Source organism: Ensifer sp. D2-11, from assembly GCF_054161295.1.
The window spans coordinates 1517496-1535737 of sequence record NZ_CP096433.1 but is presented as its reverse complement, the minus strand read 5'-3'; the positions used below and the strand labels follow the sequence as shown (position 1 = coordinate 1535737).

Sequence of the window (18242 nt, the reverse complement as noted above, 5' to 3'; positions counted from 1 at the left end):
CTACGACCATAAAAAAACCCGCCGAAGCGGGGTAATTGTGCAGTCGCTGTGGACGCAGTTAGAGAATAAAATAGTCCTTTGTCAGCGTAACAGCGTCGTCCAAGTGAATCTTGAGATCCGCAACCTTATCGCCGTTTACATCCGCGTAGATGAACGTGTCGGACGCCTGCTTCTCGTACCGGAGTTCGCCGGCAACGCCCTTGAAAGCCGCCGTTCCGACGAAGGAGAACGTCTGATTGCCTGATGCCACTGAGTTCGCGTCGATCGCCGAAAGATCGATCCTGTCCTGCTCGGTAGGCAGGAAATCGAATATGGTATCGAACGTTGCCCCGGCCGACTCGGAGAGCGCTTTGAAGACGAACCTGTCGGCGTGCGCGCCGCCGTAAAGACGATCGGCGCCCGCACCGCCATAGATCCAGTCATTGCCCCTGTTGCCGGAGAGCAGGTCGTTTCCACCTCCGCCAATAAGGCTGTTGGCCACGGTGCTGCCGTGCAACTGATCCGCATAGTTCGATCCGATCAGGTCCTCGATCGACGAATAGACGTCGCCCTTGGCTTCACCGACATTGACGCTGGTGTTGCCGAGGTTGACCACCACACCGGCAGTTGCCGTTGCATACGAGGCGCTATCTTTGCCGTTGCCGCCATAGAGCTTGTCGGCTCCGGCGCCCCCAACCAGGTTGTCGTTCCCATCACCGCCGTTGAGAACATTGTCGACATGGTTTCCGATGAGGACGTCTACGTACCGAGATCCGAGAATATTCTCGATCAGGTCGTAAGTGTCGCCCGCCGCATCATTGGTGTTGGATCTCGGATTCACCAGGCTTGCGACAACACCTGCCGAAGCAGTTGCATAGGATGCTGTGTCGGCTCCGCGGCCGCCATCGAGCCAATCTGCACCAGCGCCACCTACAAGCGTGTCATTCCCATAATCACCGAAGAGTCGATCATCACCCTTTTCGCCGCTGAGAACGTTATTTCCTGTATCGCCATAAAGTTGGTCGGCAAAGCTCGATCCGGTGAGATTTTCGATGAATGTATAGCGGTCCATGTACGCGTCATCGAATTGACTGGTGCCGCCGTGAATCAGGCTCGTAAAGACGCCCTCGGTCGCACCTGCATAGGAAGCCGTGTCGGTTCCAGCACCGCCGTTGAGGTCATCCTGCCCCTCACCGCCGTTCAGAATGTCATTGCCGTCGCCCCCATAAAGGCTGTCGTCGTAGGTACCACCGTAGAGCGTGTCGTTTCCATTGTCGCCCCACAAATCATCGTAGCCTGCTCCGCCATGGAGCGTATCGTTTCCTTCACCGCCGTGGAGCTGATCCCACGATTGGCCACCGGACATCACGTCGTGGCCGGCATATCCCCAAAGAAAATTGGTCGAATCACCACCCTTGATCACGTCATTGCCGCGCAGCGCATCCTGGATGATCGCCTCGTCATCGTAGGTCCAACTCGTTTTTGCGGCGTCGACGATCCTTGTAGCGGCAATTGAAATCCCCGAAACTTCGGCCATGCGGCTGCCGTAATAGAGGATGGCATAGCTCGTCACCGTGCCCGCCACCGGCACCCCGCCGCTGTCGTATCTGAAACCACTGCCGCGGAACTGGTCGGCCCAGCCGCCGTAATCCGCTGTAAATGTTGTCGATGTGCGGGTGTAGGAATAGGCATAAAAAAGCGAGCTGAAATCGAACTCGCTCATATCTAGGCCATAATCTGCAGAAACTGAAAGCGTCGCCACGTTACCCTCCAAAAGTGCAAAAGTATGCACCTAGCGTTAGGGATTTTTCGTACGTTGATCAACCGGGAATTTAGGAGAACGGCTATACACCCGAGAAGTCCGGCTGCGATGAAAAGTCCAGGAGAAAGTTCGCGCTAATCCCCAAGAAACCGCACGTTGCGGGACCAGTTAACGAGCCCTTCCGATTCGTTATTAGTCAGCCGCCGAATCGGCGGCCAAGTGAAGTCGTAGCCATCTGAAGGGTGAATCTGCCTAATGACCGCGCGCAGGTGGAGCGGAAGGTAAAGCTCCTGGACCATCTTGGATTCGCTAGCAATAACGATAACCGTGAGGTTGCCGAGGATCAGTTGAGTGACGATTGTGTTCGGTGGTCGAACGTCATGTGCTTCTACTGATGGTCCATCCATCTCTTCATGCCAGCAGAAAACCTTGTTGGAAGTGCACTTACCAACTTCTGGATCAGCAGACCAAGCAATGCGTATTCTCCAAGTTGCTGGAAGAATTCTACTCTCTAGAAATTCGTTACGATCTGCCTGTGAGATCGCAAGGCCAATTTCATAGCTGCTCGCGTCGTACACCATGGTCTTGAGTACGGCCCACTGCGCGAGTTTTTCTTGTGCCGCACAGCTAACCTTCAAAGCCTCACCGCTCATCAGAGATCGAATGATTGGCTTGCACTCCTCTTCGATCTTGCTCATCCAACTGTTGTTGCATGGGACGCATACGCCTCGGATCTTGAAATCCAATGTCGATCCGGGCTTCGTCTTGTCGGAAAAATCGATGATGGTGTTGTCCGCGATATCGTTGGGCAACCGCCAGTTCGATTTTATCCATGTGTCACCGCGGCTGTTTGGAAACTCCTTTTTCAGCCACCTCGGGAAAAGGTGCTCGTAGCTGACCTTGTTTGGCTGTTCGCAAAAAATGCATTTTGGCCTGACTGGAATCTTCAGCTTGCCCATCCACTCCAACCTCTTGCAATTCAACCAAGAAGTTGTTGAGCAGTTTTGAGATTCGAGCAAGTAACCTGGTCCGTTTCCACAATGTCGCAAAAAGCGGCACAGCGATGTCGCCATGCCGCTCCTTAATGATTTCCCTTGGAAAGCTCACCCGAATCGAGAGCGTGCCGCCCGTACGGTTTATGAGGCGAATTGTGCCGTCGCATACGTTGGAGATTGTGCCCCCACGCGCGGAAGCTAAGCGCGCCCACGAGCCACCACCGGATGCGACGATCTTCCCACAAGAGCCATTATTCGCATGGATGGCGTCGTAGGTGTAGAGCGCGGCCATCGACTGCGCCTGAGAGCAAAAGGGCTGCCAGCCTTAAACCCTATACCAACCCGCCATCTTGAGAACATGCTCCGCTCCCGTCGTCATGTTACTGGCGGTGATCGGTGCCGTTCCGGCGGCGGCTGCGAGCCCGCGTATCTCAATATACGTTTGCCCGGTCTGCACTGACGGTACCAGCTCGACGCGGCTGTTCCAGGATGAGAAGTCCGCGTCGGTTTCAATGATGTTGATGTTGTTGATGCCACCAACAGATGCGTAAGGCAGGCCCGCAATGCGAAGATTACCGGAGCCGGTTCCGATAGTCGGCGTCATGGCAATGCTGATCTCGACGAAACAGCGATCACCCTCCACCCAGTAGCGGCCGCTCTGGGTCGAATAAGCCCACGTCGAGGTTCCGACCGACGCGAATGCGGCCGTTGGTGTGAAGGTGCCGCGCTCTTTGATCGCGTTCACGAAGTCTGCGTCGGCGGCGACATTGGCATTGATCGACACTTGGCCGGCCGTGTTACCGCGGACAAACCCCTCGATACGAGAGGCAAGCGTCGCATAGGGAGTGCCACCATCCAGCCTGGAGGTGACTTCGACGCCGTAGCCGCCGTTATTCTGGCTATCGATGTCGAGGACCTGGACACCACGCCAGCTTACATCGCTTGGGGTTGCATCGAGAAGGACGCCACTGTCGGTATTCTCGCGGCTTGCCACGCCCCTCAGTTCGATGCGCTCCGGCACTCGTGCGCCTCCAGATTGGATGACGACGCCATGGCGACGCGACTTTTCGGTGTCGATGTTGGAGCCTTGGACAAAGCCGGACCGCTCGATCCAAAGACCAAAGTAGCCGCTTGCGGCGTAAGCGTTCGTCTTGTTCGAAAAATCTGAGAACGTAACGTATTGCGAATTGCGAAAGGCCAGCGCTACCTTGTTCCCGTCATTGTCGGAGGCAGGGTTGTTTACGCTGCCGCTGGACCAGTTCTGGTAGCCAGGATTGCCGAACCAATTGTCGTGGCCAACGTCCTCCGTATAGACGCCGTGAACGCCGATCCGCTTAATGTTGAAATCGTCGGCGTCATCGCACTTGAAGCCGCAGCCATAGGGGCGGTAGAGCCGCAGGTTGCTGAAAGTGAGCCGATGGTTGGGAACAGTCGTTCCAGAGGAAACCTGGCCGACCCGAATGGCGTGCTCGAGCGTGTCGAACGCCTGCCAATTCGAGAACGAACTATCTGAGCACCCGGCCAGCAGCAGGCTGTTCGCACCTGGCGTCATGATACCGCGACCATTCACAAAGCTATTAGGTTCGTTCGGATTGGTCGGCCCGGTCGTATAGCCCGCCAAGATATGCAAATCCCGAGTGCCGTGGATGTAACCGCCGCGTACCGTCTCAAGATTCCGGATCTTGCCGATGATGACGTCAGTGCTGTCGATTACTGTCCATCCGGCATCGAAACGAGCAAGGTTGATCATTCCGATACGGACATGATCGCCGTCGATCAGCACGGCACCTGAGATCAGATCGGTCGAACCCGCCTCGGTGCGATTGTTGTTGAGGTCGGAAGACGTGCACTCGACGTATCCTATTTGGCTGTAGTCGCCGAAACGGAAACCCTTGCGGATCGTGTTGATGCCCGCGTCGAGCTGCAGCTTGAGATAGTTGACGTCAGCGCCGTTGCCGAAGTCTATGAGCGGGTTGGCGCGGTCTGTCCCCGTCGGCTCGAATGTCGGGATAAACGTCGCACCCTCCTCGGCGCGCATAACGGCGTTGTCACGTACCGTGATGAATCCGTCGAACTCGTAGTTGCCCGCAGGAATCCGCATCTGCGCCTTGGTGAAGGTCAGCATCTCACCGAAGTCAGAGAACATCGCGGGCGTGATGACATCTTCCGCATTTTCCCAGCGTTTCAGATTGACGTTGGTCTTGAACTGACCTGGACCAAGCGGACTGCCGTCTTCGGTGATCTCAACCGCCTTGAAGGCGCCCCCATCGCCGTATGTGTTACGACCGAGGAGCTGAAGGAAGCGAACGGCAGACGAGAAAGTCTCGGCTTCTGCCGTCGCCAACGTACCGATGCCGGTGACGTAGAGAGATGCTGCTTCAGCGCGATCGGCGGCAGCCTCAGCTGCAGCAACGATTGCGGCGCTAGCCTGGTCGCTTACAAGCCGGAAAGTGCTGCCCGAAACGATGCCGAGCACAATCATGCCAGCGGTCAGGCCGCCAGCAGAGACGTTATTTCCGCTGTTCGTCTCGATCGTGAGCGCGGAGCCGCCGTTGAAGGAGACGGAAACGGGCGAAGCAGTGTTCGCCTCGAAGACGTTCATCCAGACCAGCGCGCTGGATGATACCGGAATGCTCGTCGTCGCCTGAATGGCGTTCGGAGTGCCAGCGCCTACGTCGCTCGCGACGATAAAACTAAAAGGCAGCGGCAGGATCAGCGTCCAAGAACCTGCGCCAGAGGCGCCAGACTTGCGGTAGATGCCGTTGAAGGCAACAGTAGGATCAGCATAAACCCATGCCGTCTTGTCGGCGGTGTGCGCCAGATCGGCGAACAAAAGCGCGCGCGTCGGCTTGGCGATGGACCCAGCCCCCGAGGAGTACGCATCAATCGCCGCCTCATATTGAGCCAGGAGCGAGCGGATTTCGGGCTTTGACGGCTGCAGCGGAGACCCGAACGGCCCATCTGCGTAAACTGTTTCAGCGTTCGGAGAGAATGCCACGTAGGACTCCTGCAAAGAAAAAGCCCCGGCGCTAGCCAGGGCTTGAAAGTTGATGCTGTGGTGTGGCGTAGGCGCCGCAAAGGCCGGCAGTCGGCGTTAGGTCACTGTGAACGTGCCAGTCGCAGCGGCCGTGCCTTCAATGCCGGAGTGGTTGATGGATACTATCCAGCCGTAATAGGTGCCTGCGGCGAATGACCTGGAGGTCGAATCAGCGCTCGATGACGCGCCATATTCTGGCGGTCCCGCGTAGCTCGCCGTGCCGAAGTTATCGACCGTGTTCCAGTAGATCTTCGCGCCAGCGTAGTTGCTGCTATTCGGAGCGGTCCAGTTGAACGTTGCTGTACCTACGCCGCCAGTTGCGCTCGGCGAGGTAACGACACCAGGCGGAGTCGGATCAGCTGTCGACGTCACTTCTTCCGTAACCGACCAGTTTGAGTACTTTCCGTTGGCCGCCTTGAATGCGACCTGCACCTCGAGCTCCTGATCTACGGGAACCGTGTTCGTGTTCAGATTGATGTATCCGCCAGACGGGTTGGGCCTCGGAAAAGCCTGCTCAATCCAGGCACCTGGCGTCCCGGCGCCGATGTCGGCTACACGGTAGCGGACTACCGGGATGAAGCTATCGTCAGCCGGGTCGATGACAACGACGCGGATGTAAACCGAGTTGTTGCTCGCCTTCGCCTGGATAAGATTGATGACCGGCGTCGGAATGTTCGAAGCATTCACGGCCGGAGGGACTGGAGGCTGCTGCCCCTCTTCTGTTGTTGGATCCCAATCGTCGATGCCGTCAGGCTGCTCAACGAAATCCATCGAGAACCCGCCCTTGGTAAGAGCCAGCACAGATCGACGGTTCTCAATAAGCTTGTCGTTCAACCGTGGGAGCCGTTTCGGTGTCTCCAGTCTGACCCAGCGCGCGTAAACAGCATTAATACCGGAAAGGCGAATATCGAGGCTGCCTTTGACCTTCTGGCGAAGCCGATGCCAATCACGCTTGCCGAGACGCCTGGCCTGCCGCCACTGATGGCACCATTCATAGCTGCCTTCCTGCGTCAGAACGCGGCCTGCGCTTAGCTGCGCGGCTGTGTCCTCGAAAAAGTCTGTGTCGCAGCTCGTGTAATTCGTGGCCGGATAAGTGAACTTCGGCACAAGCCGATTGCACTCGTCCTCGAAAAGCACGTCGTACTGGATCTGATGCCCGACAATGTCGGCATCGGTCAGCGTTGCCGTTCTGCTTTCGCGGAACTTGCCGACCGTCAAGATGCGGGCGCCATCTCCACGCGCGACCAAGTGGCCGTCGCAGGTCGAGAGAATCGCGTTCAGCCCCGACTTCGGGCCGTTCTCTGTCGTGTCCCAGCCGTTGCACTCGTAGCGCGGTTCTGTGCCGCCGCCTTTCAGCGGCACCAGCTCGTCGCAAACGTCAGCCTCTTCTTTCCACAGATCGATGACTGGAAGCAGCGCCTTCGTGTAATCGAGACCGAAACCGAATTCGTTGAAGCAGAGATGCCAGGCACAGATGACCGCTGAGTTGCGGGTCCACGTCCAAGTGTTCGGATTCGTCGGACTCTGCGCTGGATCTCGGAAGTCCCAGCAATAGGCGCCATCGATCTCTACCGATGGCGACGGCGCCCCGTACGGAAATGCCGTCTGCTGGTCCTGCGCATCCGCATTGTGCGCCCGCATTGCCAGTGAAGCTTGACCGTCGCCCCGATGGGCATTGGTCCAGATGCCGTCAGCGCCAAGTGCCGAGACAAGCTCCGCGTAGGGCGTTTCCGGTGTTGCGCCGAGGCGCGTGTATAGCCTGACGTTAGCGGAGCCTGCGCCGTATCTCCCGCCCGTCGTCAGTGGCGTTACGACGTTGTCAACAACCGTCACCTCGTCGTCGTTCAGGTAGAAGCGGTTGAACGACTTAATCCGGTGGCCAGCGATAGCCTGCACTGAATAGAGGTTAGACCCTACGGCTTCCCACATCATCCGAGCGCCGGCTAGTCGTGTGCGGCCGACGGCATAGATGCGGTACGGTATTGCCTGGTTGAGCGGCGCCCGGCCGTCCTCCGGCTTTGGCGGCTTCGGAGACTGCGCCAGAGCCGCCTGTAAGCCGATCGAGATGGCCGTCGTTGCGATCGCGGAAGCGATTGACGCGTAACTGATAGTCGTGGCGCCAATCGCGAAGCCGCCGGTGCCCAACACAGCCGTGAAGATCGGCGTGAAGATCGGATCGAACAGAACTTCGCTGTAGAGCGACGTCGTGCAGCCCAGCCCATAGCGCTGCAGCATCATGCGGTAATGGAAACTCATACGTTCAGATCTCCATCCGGCGCGCGCCAGGCTGCAACGTGGTCAAGTTTCTTGGCGATGACGCCGGAGGGCGACAGCAGTGCCCAAAGTGGTCCGAAACGAATTGCGCAGATTTCCTTGGTTTCGCCGTCCAGCCCCGCCGGCGCTTTGACAACGCCAACGTCGCCGTCTTGCGGGTGCTGGACGCGCTTGAAGCCCACCGGCTCCAATGCAGCTGCGGCGAACGCAACAACGCCCCCTGCCCTCGTCAGGATGTCGTGGGCGCCCTTTGCCGTGCTGTAGGTGCCGCGGTACTCCTCTGCCGGGTCGACCCCCACGCTCTCCTGCAGCCATGTGCCGCAGAACGTCGTGCAGTCGTCACCGCCCATCCCGCCCCACCGAAAACGGTGTGGCAGGGCCAAAAAATCGTGCAGTGTCATGAATACCTCGGGCGCTGCGACCTAGAAGTTTGGCCAGACCGGCTGGACGCCCCTGGCTAGTCTGCTGACGCCGTCGCAGAACTTGTCAGTTGGCGAGATCGCCTTTTGGTGCGGGGTAGACCAAACAGAGCGCGCTCCGCGCGAACGCGTGGCCTCGCCGGCAACAACAGCCAGAGACAGGGATAGCGTCACAGTTTGCCCGCTAGGCGTGGCTGGCGACGATTCCGACACATGCGAAGCGGTGCCCGTCCAAATCGGAATGACGTTGCTCATCGGCTGGTAGTATTGGTCCAGCGTCGTTATGCCCATCTGCACTGTCGCACCACGCACGGCAGGCAGGCTGTCGATCATCCTTGCGGCGGACGTGGGGTCGATACCGGAAAGCGTGAACTCCACGCTATCGGCCGTGCCATTCACCAGCACCTCGAGCGTAGGCACGCCGACAAGCTTGCCGCCGCCCAAGTAGACCGTTCCCGTCGGATCGATGCTGTCGAAGTTGGCCGGAATATCGTTGATCCCGAACCACATATGCAGCGACGGTGTCGTGCCGATGCGAAGGAATATCCCAAGCTGATGGCTGCCGCGCAGTTCACCTATGACGTTGTCCGGAACCCAGCCCATCAAAACGCCTCAACGAACTGTATCGACTGCTGCGTGACGAAGAACGCCTCGACCACAGACGGCAGCGTGAATTCAGACTTGAACTTTGCGACGAACCGCGGGCGCGCGAACTCGACTCGTGTGCCGGCGGCGACTGCCTCGCGTAATGGCGGCGCGATCGCCAGTGTGTAGATCGGATTTTCTTCCGAAGTCTTGCTGATCACCTGCCAATAACGGTAAGCGCGCCAGCCCTTCGTCGTGTGATAGATCGAAAACCAATCGGACCATCGCAGCGGCCTATTGAGGCCGTGGACGCGCATCTTGATGACGCCTGCGTTCAGTGCCGCCGCTTCGGTGATCTCGCCGTAAACCGTTGCCTGGCTATAGCCTGCGCCGTCGGAGAAGTACGAGCCGTCGGAGTGCGTGATGCCGCTGACAATAGGTGCGGGCAGTCGGTTGACCGTCGGGAAAGGCCCGAACCAATCGGTAATGATCGGCACGTTGATAAAGCGAAACCCGCCGTTAAGGCGTGCCCCAAGCCAATTCACGTATTCATAATGCTCGGGGTTTTTGATCTTGCAGTCTTCGTAAGTCGCGGTGACGATACCGCCACCGCTCATTTCAATCGTCTGCCCCTCGCCAACGCCGTTACGACCACCATCGATCGAGGATCCGGTGACGTCGTAAATCGTCTTCACCGGAGCCAAAAAGTTCGCTTCCAGTGTCGGCTGGTTTATGTAGACCGCCATCGATCAGCCCTTCTGGCTAGTGTACCTGCTCTGCATGGTGCCGAAGCCGCCACGGCGCTGATTTTCGTCGTACTGGCTGAGTCCTTCGCCGACGCCCTGCTTGACTAGCGTGCGGATGTGCTCGTCGCCGCTGGCCCCGCTGATCTGCACCTGCAGGATTCCAGGCTGCGCGTTGCTGTTGGCGGCCATGCCGCGACCGTTAAGGCGAGGCGCGCGAGGTGCATTCAGCCGATGGTTCGGCGTCACACTTGATCCGCGTGGGAGGTTGACCAACTCAGGGCCTTTTTCGCCGACTATTGCCAGCCCGCCTGGAGCGAAATTGGTTCCCGCCGCAAAGCCAGGAATGCCATGCAGAAAGTTGCCTAGCGTCGTCGTCGGTTTAAATGATGGGCTGAACAGAGATGACCAGTTGAACCCGCCTGCTAGCCCGCCAAAACCGCCGGCGGCTCCCATATTCTGGGTGATCGCTGCCAAGCCGGAATTGAAGCCGCCAAGCCCGTTAACGGCGCCCGCGGCGGTTTCTCCCATTTTGGCAATATGGGTGTTGAACTTGGCAACGTAAGAGTTGCCGGTCGTTCCCAGAATGTCCGCGCCCATGCCGCCTTTTCCGACGGAGCCTGGGCCACCGAACCAAGCCTGAGCAGCGCCAGACGCGCCGTACTTCTGCGCGTAGCCACCGAATCGGTGATTGAATATCGCGTCCTGTGCCGACTTGTCGCCAAGAAACTCACTTGCCGATAGTCGCCTTCCGAGGGCGGCCTCAGACCAAGGGGCGATATTGTTGCCCATGACCTGATATGCGCCGTACGCTCGGTCGCCATTGCGGGTAACCGGGCCAAGTGCGCCGTAGTTGCCGCCGCTCTCAATTGCCTGGATGGCCTTGGCGTACATGCCGATGTTGCCAACCGCAGGCAATGCACTCCGCGTCACAGCCCCTACAGGGGCCGCGAACGTATTCGCAGCAGAAGAAGCTACGGCAGCTACGCCACCACTCTTGCCGCCACCGCCAAGGAGAGCCGAAGCAAGAGCGCCGCCGATTTGCTCAAACAAGCTATCCAGCGACTTCTGCATGGCATTGGCTGCGGCGTTCTTAACCGCATCAGCGAAGGATTCGCCGATGCTTTTGCCGCCAGTGAGAATGCCGCTGCTGAATTCCGATAGGAATGACTGCGTTAGGTCGGAAAGTTCCTCCTGCTGGAACCTGTTGCGGATCATCGCGGCATTGTTGCCGCCAAGATCCTCATCAAGTCCGTAGGACCGCAGCCGCAGCTTGACTGCCTGCTCTTGCTTAGAAAGTCCGGCAAAGGCGGAGTCGTCCAGCAAGTCCTGATGCAGCTTGGCCTGGGCCAAGGCTTGCGAATACTTGCTGTATAGCTCGACCTTCTTCTCAATCTCGGCGCGCTGCTCGGCACTGAGCGACCGACCCTTGTCTTCCGCCTGCTGCAGTAGCTCGAGCCGGAAGCGTGCGGCATCGGTCTGGACGCCGTATTCACCCGTTAGCTCTGTCTCGAGTTGCAACTGGGCGATACGGTCGTCGGCGCTCTTGACCAGGTCGCGATAGGCGTTCGCAGCACGCTGCGCGGCCGTTTCTGCTTTTTTGGTGTCTGCCGGTTCATCGCCGAGTTGAATCGGCTTTGTGCCAGGTATCGGAACAGCTACGCGCCTACCATCTGGGTTGATGACGGTCGGGTTTTCGTTCGCCTTACGGCGCTGCTCGTCAAGATACTCGAAGTAGGCGTCTTGCTCAGGGCTGTTGATGCGGAAGCCGCGAGAGGCGCTGGCTGCCTGCGCAGCCTCAGACTTGAATTTCGAAGCGCTCGCGGCCGCCTTGTCGATTGCCGGCACGAGCCTGTCGAAAATCTCAAGGTATTTCTGCAGCTCCGGCGTCGCATTGTCCTTGATGACCGCGGCCAGTTCCTGCTGAACCTTTTTGGCCATATCCGACGTGGCGTTGCCGTCTTCAATGCCAGCAGTGAGTTCGTTGAACGCTCGCTGAAGGCTCGTAATCTTGTCGGTGTCTTCGCCCATCTGCGACAGACGCGTAACAATGTCGCCGATCTCAGAATCTACGTCGCCAAGAGTCTTGCGAAGTTCCTCCCACTGCGCATCGGCGCCGATTTCGGCGGCGGCCTGCAGATCCTTGGCGTCTGTAAGCCTTTGCCGCTCGTCGTTGTACGCCTTCAGCGCGGGGAGCGCGTCACCCCACTTGGCGACAACCGCCTGTACGAGCTCAGCTTCCTTTTTCAGAGTTTCCTCTGACTTGGCGCCTCCCAATTCGAGCGAACTGAAGTACTGGATAGCAGCAGCGCCTGCGGCGATTGTGCCAATCGTCACCAGCGAGATGGGATTGACGAGTTGCATGAACGCGCCAGCGACCGCTGGACCGATACGCTGTCCGCTCGCTCTTATGTCGTTGAAGACCTGCGCGACTTGCGGACCCTGCTGCAAGGCGACCGTTTGCCAAGGCATAAATGCAGCCGTGGCCGCAATGTCGAAACCCTGCGCCGCCAAATTGGAGGTGTTGAATGCGCCAGCACCCATCCCTCCCCGGCCACCTGAAGGCGAAGCCGCCAAGGCCGCGTTCCTGCCCTTGATCGCAGCAGTAGACGCCAACGCGGCTTGCCGCTCGCGCTGGATGGCCGCTGTCATTTCATTCGCAGAGATGGCGCCGAGGGCGTGAGCCCGCTTAATGTCGGCAACGGCTGACTTGTAATTGTTGATTGTTGCGAACAGCGGCGAGTAACGAGCGCGAAGGCGCTCAAGTTCCTTGCCCTGGTCGGCAAGAGCGCCGCTCCACTCCTTGGCGCCTCGCGTGCCGATCCCGACCATGCCGTCTATGCGCTTTTGCAGCGCAGACGACATGGTATTGTCGATACCGCGACCAAGATCGTTGAACTGCTTTTCGACCTTGCCTGTGGTCGAGGATATGTCTGCCTCGAGCCGCTTCAGGCTCCTTTTGACCGTAGCTAGGTCAGTGCTGATGGAAATTACAAGATCATCTGTCTTTTCAACCATCAGGCGAATATCCTAGAAATAGAAAAGCCCGCGTGGTGGCGGGCCGAGGGGGTGGCAAATGGATGGATGGCTGAAGACGCTTGTAGCCAGCGCCTGCGTTGTAGTGATCGCAGGTGGTGGCTGGTACGCTTGGGGAGAGTATTCCGACTATCGCGAGCGGTCGGCGAAAACGGAACTGATGAAACGCGTTCGAAATGAACTGTTCATGCTTGCTAGCGCTGGCGAGAGTGAGCCGGAAAAAGTTCGCGCGATGTGCTCCGTCATTCGAGAAAAGCCGGACACATTCAGCAACAAAAATTTTGCGGCTCAGACACTCCGCAACTGTAGGGCGCTCGGTTTTATCTAACCATATTTCGCCAGCAGAGCGTCCATCTCGCCCTTCGACGGCGGATTCGGTCCCTCGTCGACGCCGTTGGCCTCGTTACGTCCGTGGATTGCTTCGAAAAACTCGGTCAGCGTGGCGTCCCAAAAATCAACGGGACGCCAGCCAAGACCACCGAGCGCTATGCGCATCCACTCACGCCAGGGGAACGGCTCACCTTGCTCTAGTTGGCCGTCTCGTCGACGGCTTCGGCGTTTCCCTCGTCACCATCGAAGTGATGCGCAAGAGCAGTGTTGAATGCCTCAGCACAGTCCTTGAAGTGCTTCAGTTTCAATTTCTGGATCGCTGCGAGTCGATCGCCCTTGATCGTCAGAAGCTCAATTCCGGCAAGAACGGCAGCCGCTTCAACGCCAGAGAGGCGCATGAACAGCTCCTGGAACGACTTGCACTCCAGCCGCGTGGATACCTTGGCCAAGCCAGACATCGTCGCAGCAACGACGAGTTCGACGTCGTCAATCTTGAGCGAAGCTTCGCCGCGCGCACCATTTACCTCAAGCGGGAACGGCTTCATCGACTTCTTCTCCTCTTCAGCCATGGATTACACCTCAGCCGTGAACGTCAGTTCATCGGCAGCAACGAAGGTCGCGTTGAACTCCATGTTCGGCTCGACATCGCCAGAGAATTCGAAATCCGTGACCATCCAGCTTCCTTCGTAAGTTCCGTCGCCAGGAACGACGACCTGCGCATTGAAAGCCGTGGAGCCGCGGACGTAGCCCATAAACGCGCTCATGGCCGCGCCAGCGACGAATGCGCCGGAGCCGCTGAACGTGCGGTTCGAAATGCCGGGACGGCTGGTCTTCTGCACGGGGCCGCCGGGATTCGTGCAGCTCGGAATGGTCGTGTCGACCTCGTTTGCCGACATGTTGAAACTGCGCGTCTTGAGGCCGCAGAGGTTGCTGAAAACTTCCGGCGTGTTGCCATCGCCGATCTTGATCAAAAGAGAGCGGCCAAGCTGCTGTCCAGTTGCCATGTGTTAGGTTCCTTCATATGAAAAACCCGGCACATGGCCGGGATGGTGGTGTGATGATTGCTGGCCGCAGCGCAGTGTGCTGCGTGTTTGCCGCTAGGGCTTTTCGACGTTGGCCACGAAGTCGATGACGGCGTGACTAGTCAGCCCATCCGTATCGCGGAAGACCCGCGTCTGACGGTGCATGATTGAGATCAGGCGATTAGTTGCGAGCGTGAGCGGCGCCAGATGCAGGCTTTCCGCGACTGCGTCGGCTATCTGCTTTGCTACTGGGTATCCAACTTTCCGCGACCATGCGTGAAGCGTCAGGTAGACTTCGCCGCCGTTCACGCATGTTGCGTCGTCGCGTAGAAACTGCGCTTCGCCGATCGTGACATACGATTCTTTTGGTGTGGCGAATGCCGTATCGGGTGGTTGATCGTAAACGCCGTTGACCAGCGCCATCAGGCCGACGTCAGCCTTTAGGCGCGCAACAATAGCGCCCTGGAGCTCCAATTCTGGACTGGCCATCAGCGGCTACCCTGTGCTTCCCGCACGCCCTTGTTGACGGCTGCCAACAGCTTGCGTCGCGCCGCCTTGCGATAGGCTCGCCATGTATGAAAGACGTGCGGTTGCGCCGCTGTGCCGGGATGCATGTGCGCTTCGCCGCTAAAACTGATGTTGCCGCCACCGGGGGCGACATTGTGCGGAGCAGTCCCGAACTCCAAAAAGCGCCAAATGAACTTGGCAAAGATGCCGGCAGCGTCCTTGTCTTTCGTCTGTGTCACGCCGACCTGCCGCTTGTCTGGGTTGTCGACCAGTTTTGCGCCTTGAATACTGGCTGCATAGTCGCCAGTTGCGCCGCGTGGCGCCTTAGCGGCAATCCGAGTGGCGGCTTCCTTCGCGATCTCGAGCTTTGCCTCCGCTGCGTACTTCTCGACAGCGGGCGCCAACTCATTCAGCCTTCGCGTAAGAGCCAAGCGGCCCAAAACCTTCGCCTTGAGCGCCATTACGTCGCCACCCCATCATCAACCAGCAGGTCGAGCCACGCGTTTTTCTGGTCTGGGTTGGTGACGGTCCTGATATTCATGACGCGCGACGCGTTGCGAGCGTCCACAATGCGCCATGAGGGGGTCACCTCACGCGCAGCAGCGCAACTGCGAATTCGAACCGTGTAGGGCTGCACGCCAACCAGCCTGGCCGCCTGCACAGGTTCACCACCTCGCAGCGGAATCAGTTCGGCGGCCGCGGTGAAGACTGTTTCGAACGGCCCCGCCACCTCATTGCCGTAAGAATCATCAACGATTTGACGTTTTTGAAAGTGCAGCCTTTGATGCATGCGGCCGGCGCTTTGTTTCTTGGCCATCCGTGTTCTCCTTACGAGGCGCCGCAATCTTTACTGCGGCGCCCTTGCTGATGGCCTCGTCGGCGCAGGCCCTTGTGACGTTGAGCGCCATTCCGGCTTTGTAGGCGATGGTGAAGCCGGGCTGTACCCAATTGAAGTTGGCGCTGAACCTCACCCAAGCCATTAGGCGAGCGTCACGCCAGGATCTTGGATGTCGACCGAAAGCACGGCCGCGCTCTTCGCAATGCCGATCTGGATCGTGTCCATTCCGGCCACAAGGTCTGCGCGGGGGCAGATTCCGCCAGCGGTCCCGCTGAGCCAGTAATCGGTGCCCGCGACCACCGTTGCGCCGATCGTGATGTCACCAGACTTGTGGATCGACACGGGCTGGTTCAGCGACGCGCCATTCAGCGAAATGCCGTGAACGGTACGTGTGCCAGTGTCGTTGTTGTCCGACTTCATCCACTTATTCGTGGTTGCGTCGAGGTAAATCGGCTGCCCAGCGGTAATCGTCTCGCCGGCAGTGCCAATGTCGCGTGTGGAGTTCGTTCCCGCCACTACCGATCCGGGCGTTACAACTATGTCAACCATGTGTGTTTCCTTCCGGCCTTAAGCGCCGCGTCAAAATATTGGTGGGTCAGGCGGTTGTCTCTTCCGGAACCAAGCGCCAGACGCGCCAAGGAGCCAGGAGCGCCCGAACCGATGGCGGCATTACCGCATCGGATTTTTGCTCTCTGTCTGCCTCGCGGTTCTCGTAAAGGTCACCGAGCATGAGTAGAATAGCCGCAACGATAGACGGCTTGACGTGCATGGCGGTGTCGTCATCTGCGGGGAGCGTCTCACCCTCCGGCAAAACGACCCTATCCAGATACTCAACGACGATGTCTTCCGCGGCCGAAGTGTAAAGCTCGATCTCGGCGTCATCATCGCTGTGCAGCACGCGAAGGTGCCGCTTTGCGGTGGCTAGATCAACGAGCGCCATGAATTAAGCCGCAATGACTGCGGCCGTGGGCGCGCTGGTTGCCGAAACAGAGCCGCTGTCATTGGTGGCAGTTACGGTTACCGTGATGACCTTCCCGACATCGCCGACAACCGGAACGTAGGTTGCCGCCGTGGCGCCGACGATAGCCGCGCCGTCTGCGTTCCATTGCCTAGTGAAGGTTGGCGATCCTGACCACGTGCCAGTCGTCGACGTCAACGTCTGGCCGACCTGGGCGGTGCCTGAAATGGCTGGAAGGACGCTATTTGATGGAGCGCCGATCCCGACGACCACGCCCGCGCCAAGGTAGCTCGCGAACCGCCTCTTGCGGGCAGATGCACTAACCATTTTTCTTTCCCTTTCTGCGCACTATCGGTTCCGGCTCGGTCACTAGCTCAACATAGCCGTATGCAAGGAGCTGGCTCGCGATATGCTTTGGCAGATCGATTTCATCGCCCTCGTTCAGGCGTCCATAGTCGCCAACAAGCGCCTTGAGTGCTCTTATCTTCATGTCTAATCCAGTGAGTGATAGGGGCGGCCGTTAAGCCGCCCCATCAGTCTCGTTACGGCGCCGGGTTTACGTCGCCAGTGACGAACGCTTCCGGACGATAAACGGCCAGAGCAAGGCGCTCTTCGATGCGGATCGTGAACATGTTCTTTTCGAAGTCGTCCACGTTCTCGCTCGAAAGCAGCACTTCGACGTCCATGCGGTCGAAGATCTGCGCACCGAGGTTGAAGGCGCCGGTCAGGAACTTGCCGGCCGTTACCGCCTGGGTCTGGGAGACGGGGAGGCCCCAGAGCGTCGGCCCCATCGGAGACATAGCGTTGCCGACGATGTAGTTACCGCCAAGATCCTTGGTCAGTTCGATCTTCGCCCAATCCGTCGGATGAAGGACAAAGCCGCTGGCCGGGTATTCCGCGAGGATAACCTGCAGAACAGCGAGGCGCAGGCGATCGATCGCCGTCTCTTCGGCCGGAGTAAACGCCGGGGCGAACGCGGTTGCCTGCGGCAGGATGCCGTGAAGGTTCTGGCCAGTGCCGTCGCCGTTGAGAAGCTGGTTCTCCTCAACGAATTTCAGGCCATAGGTGCCGCGCGCATTGATGTAGGACGCAAGCGCCGGCGCATCGTCGAGGATCTGGCGAGAAGCCTTGAAGATGTGGGCAATTGTGCGAACCTGGGTGCTGAGCAGGTTGAAGGTTAGATCCGACTTCGGCTTCTGCGTAGTTTCTGCAACCGGAGCGGCGGAGTTGGTGAAGCCAGTTTCCTTGACGTATTCAACGCTGGACGAGGAAGTGCGTCCCGGCGCGATGAGGTCGCGGATCGTGAACTGACGATTCGGAGGCGTGACGATGCCGGGAACACGAGCCCCAGGCACAAGCGATGTGCCGGCGGAACGGCCAGCTCCAACCGTGGTGTTTGCGGACGTGATGTCGGCACGTTCCATACTGACGCGGAAGCGACCACGCTCGTTCAGGCTGAGACGGCCATTTTCAAAGGAGGCGTTTTCGACAATGTGGTCGCCAATTCCACGAGCCAAAGGATCGCCACTTTCGCTGACGCGGTCTGCAGCCTTCTCGAGTTCGCGAACGCGGGTGACGGTCTCGCCGAGCTCAGAAAGAGCCTTGTCGACCTTACCCTTAAGTTCCGCAGAAACTTCGCCGGTTGCTTTCAGCTTTTCGGTGAAGTCAGAGCCGAGGTTGCCTACCTGCTCCTTAATGGAGGCCAAAGACTGGCCAAGCTCGCCGATCTTCTCGGCAAGTGCATTATCGGACATGAA

At 58.7% G+C, this 18242-nt stretch carries 21 protein-coding genes; 1 reads left to right on the top strand and 20 read right to left on the bottom strand.

Annotated elements, in window-relative coordinates:
- Window positions 1–58: 58 nt before the first annotated feature.
- The 9 genes from M1D34_RS07430 to M1D34_RS07390 form a co-directional block, all read right to left on the bottom strand.
- Window positions 59–1741, bottom strand: coding sequence for a calcium-binding protein (locus M1D34_RS07430; RefSeq protein ID WP_498781427.1), 1683 nt, complete (start codon window positions 1739–1741; stop codon window positions 59–61).
- A gap of 134 nt (window positions 1742–1875) precedes the next feature.
- Window positions 1876–2553, bottom strand: a complete 678-nt coding sequence (locus M1D34_RS07425) for a hypothetical protein (protein ID WP_498781425.1) — start codon at window positions 2551–2553, stop codon at window positions 1876–1878.
- A 25-nt stretch (window positions 2554–2578) separates the two neighbouring features.
- Window positions 2579–3028 (bottom strand): hypothetical protein, encoded by a 450-nt coding sequence (locus M1D34_RS07420; RefSeq protein ID WP_498781424.1) that lies wholly within the window; start codon window positions 3026–3028, stop codon window positions 2579–2581.
- Window positions 3029–3061: 33 nt separating this feature from the next.
- The gene (locus M1D34_RS07415; protein ID WP_498781422.1) at window positions 3062–5734 is read right to left on the bottom strand and encodes a hypothetical protein; all 2673 of its coding nucleotides are present in this window, start codon (window positions 5732–5734) and stop codon (window positions 3062–3064) included.
- Between the two features lie 96 nt (window positions 5735–5830).
- The gene (locus tag M1D34_RS07410; protein ID WP_498781420.1) at window positions 5831–8029 is read right to left on the bottom strand and encodes a phage tail protein; all 2199 of its coding nucleotides are present in this window, start codon (window positions 8027–8029) and stop codon (window positions 5831–5833) included.
- Window positions 8026–8448, bottom strand: coding sequence for a DUF6950 family protein (locus tag M1D34_RS07405; protein ID WP_498781418.1), 423 nt, complete (start codon window positions 8446–8448; stop codon window positions 8026–8028). Before M1D34_RS07405 ends, M1D34_RS07410 begins: the two co-directional genes overlap by 4 nt.
- Before the next feature lie 21 nt (window positions 8449–8469).
- Window positions 8470–9069 carry a hypothetical protein gene (locus tag M1D34_RS07400; RefSeq protein ID WP_498781416.1) on the bottom strand — a complete coding sequence of 200 codons (600 nt, stop codon included), beginning with the start codon at window positions 9067–9069 and terminating at the stop codon, window positions 8470–8472.
- Complete coding sequence (locus M1D34_RS07395; RefSeq protein WP_498781414.1) at window positions 9069–9797, bottom strand: hypothetical protein; 729 nt, start codon at window positions 9795–9797, stop codon at window positions 9069–9071. The genes M1D34_RS07400 and M1D34_RS07395 overlap by 1 nt, the downstream gene beginning before the upstream one ends.
- 3 nt (window positions 9798–9800) lie before the next feature.
- Window positions 9801–12812 (bottom strand): phage tail length tape measure family protein, encoded by a 3012-nt coding sequence (locus M1D34_RS07390; RefSeq protein WP_498781412.1) that lies wholly within the window; start codon window positions 12810–12812, stop codon window positions 9801–9803.
- Between the two features lie 58 nt (window positions 12813–12870).
- Here M1D34_RS07390 and M1D34_RS07385 point away from each other — a divergent pair, with 58 nt between their 5' ends.
- Window positions 12871–13158, top strand: a complete 288-nt coding sequence (locus tag M1D34_RS07385; RefSeq protein WP_153503252.1) for a hypothetical protein — start codon at window positions 12871–12873, stop codon at window positions 13156–13158.
- Here the strand turns inward: M1D34_RS07385 and M1D34_RS07380 are convergent.
- The 11 genes from M1D34_RS07380 to M1D34_RS07330 form a co-directional block, all read right to left on the bottom strand.
- On the bottom strand, window positions 13155–13325 hold the full coding sequence (locus M1D34_RS07380; protein ID WP_498781410.1) for a phage tail assembly chaperone: 171 nt from the start codon (window positions 13323–13325) through the stop codon (window positions 13155–13157). The two genes, M1D34_RS07385 and M1D34_RS07380, sit on opposite strands and share 4 nt — an antisense overlap.
- A gap of 32 nt (window positions 13326–13357) precedes the next feature.
- Window positions 13358–13705: a hypothetical protein gene (locus tag M1D34_RS07375; protein WP_498781408.1), complete on the bottom strand. Its 348-nt coding sequence runs from the start codon at window positions 13703–13705 to the stop codon at window positions 13358–13360.
- 27 nt (window positions 13706–13732) lie between these two features.
- Window positions 13733–14164, bottom strand: coding sequence for a phage tail tube protein (locus tag M1D34_RS07370; protein WP_088197099.1), 432 nt, complete (start codon window positions 14162–14164; stop codon window positions 13733–13735).
- 93 nt (window positions 14165–14257) lie between these two features.
- Window positions 14258–14671, bottom strand: a complete 414-nt coding sequence (locus tag M1D34_RS07365) for a DUF3168 domain-containing protein (RefSeq protein ID WP_127644825.1) — start codon at window positions 14669–14671, stop codon at window positions 14258–14260.
- On the bottom strand, window positions 14671–15150 hold the full coding sequence (locus M1D34_RS07360; RefSeq protein WP_498781406.1) for an HK97 gp10 family phage protein: 480 nt from the start codon (window positions 15148–15150) through the stop codon (window positions 14671–14673). Before M1D34_RS07360 ends, M1D34_RS07365 begins: the two co-directional genes overlap by 1 nt.
- Entirely contained in the window at window positions 15150–15506 is a 357-nt protein-coding gene (locus tag M1D34_RS07355; RefSeq protein WP_498781404.1) for a head-tail adaptor protein, read from the bottom strand. The genes M1D34_RS07360 and M1D34_RS07355 overlap by 1 nt, the downstream gene beginning before the upstream one ends.
- Window positions 15507–15668: 162 nt before the next feature.
- The gene (locus M1D34_RS07350; protein WP_498781402.1) at window positions 15669–16076 is read right to left on the bottom strand and encodes a hypothetical protein; all 408 of its coding nucleotides are present in this window, start codon (window positions 16074–16076) and stop codon (window positions 15669–15671) included.
- Between the two features lie 46 nt (window positions 16077–16122).
- Window positions 16123–16467: a head-tail connector protein gene (locus tag M1D34_RS07345; protein WP_127623827.1), complete on the bottom strand. Its 345-nt coding sequence runs from the start codon at window positions 16465–16467 to the stop codon at window positions 16123–16125.
- 3 nt (window positions 16468–16470) lie between these two features.
- The gene (locus M1D34_RS07340) at window positions 16471–16812 is read right to left on the bottom strand and encodes a hypothetical protein (RefSeq protein WP_127535306.1); all 342 of its coding nucleotides are present in this window, start codon (window positions 16810–16812) and stop codon (window positions 16471–16473) included.
- On the bottom strand, window positions 16805–16975 hold the full coding sequence (locus M1D34_RS07335; RefSeq protein ID WP_153320779.1) for a hypothetical protein: 171 nt from the start codon (window positions 16973–16975) through the stop codon (window positions 16805–16807). Before M1D34_RS07335 ends, M1D34_RS07340 begins: the two co-directional genes overlap by 8 nt.
- 52 nt (window positions 16976–17027) lie before the next feature.
- A complete protein-coding gene (locus M1D34_RS07330) occupies window positions 17028–18239 on the bottom strand; it encodes a phage major capsid protein (RefSeq protein WP_127535307.1) in 1212 nt (403 codons plus the stop codon).
- Window positions 18240–18242: the final 3 nt, after the last annotated feature.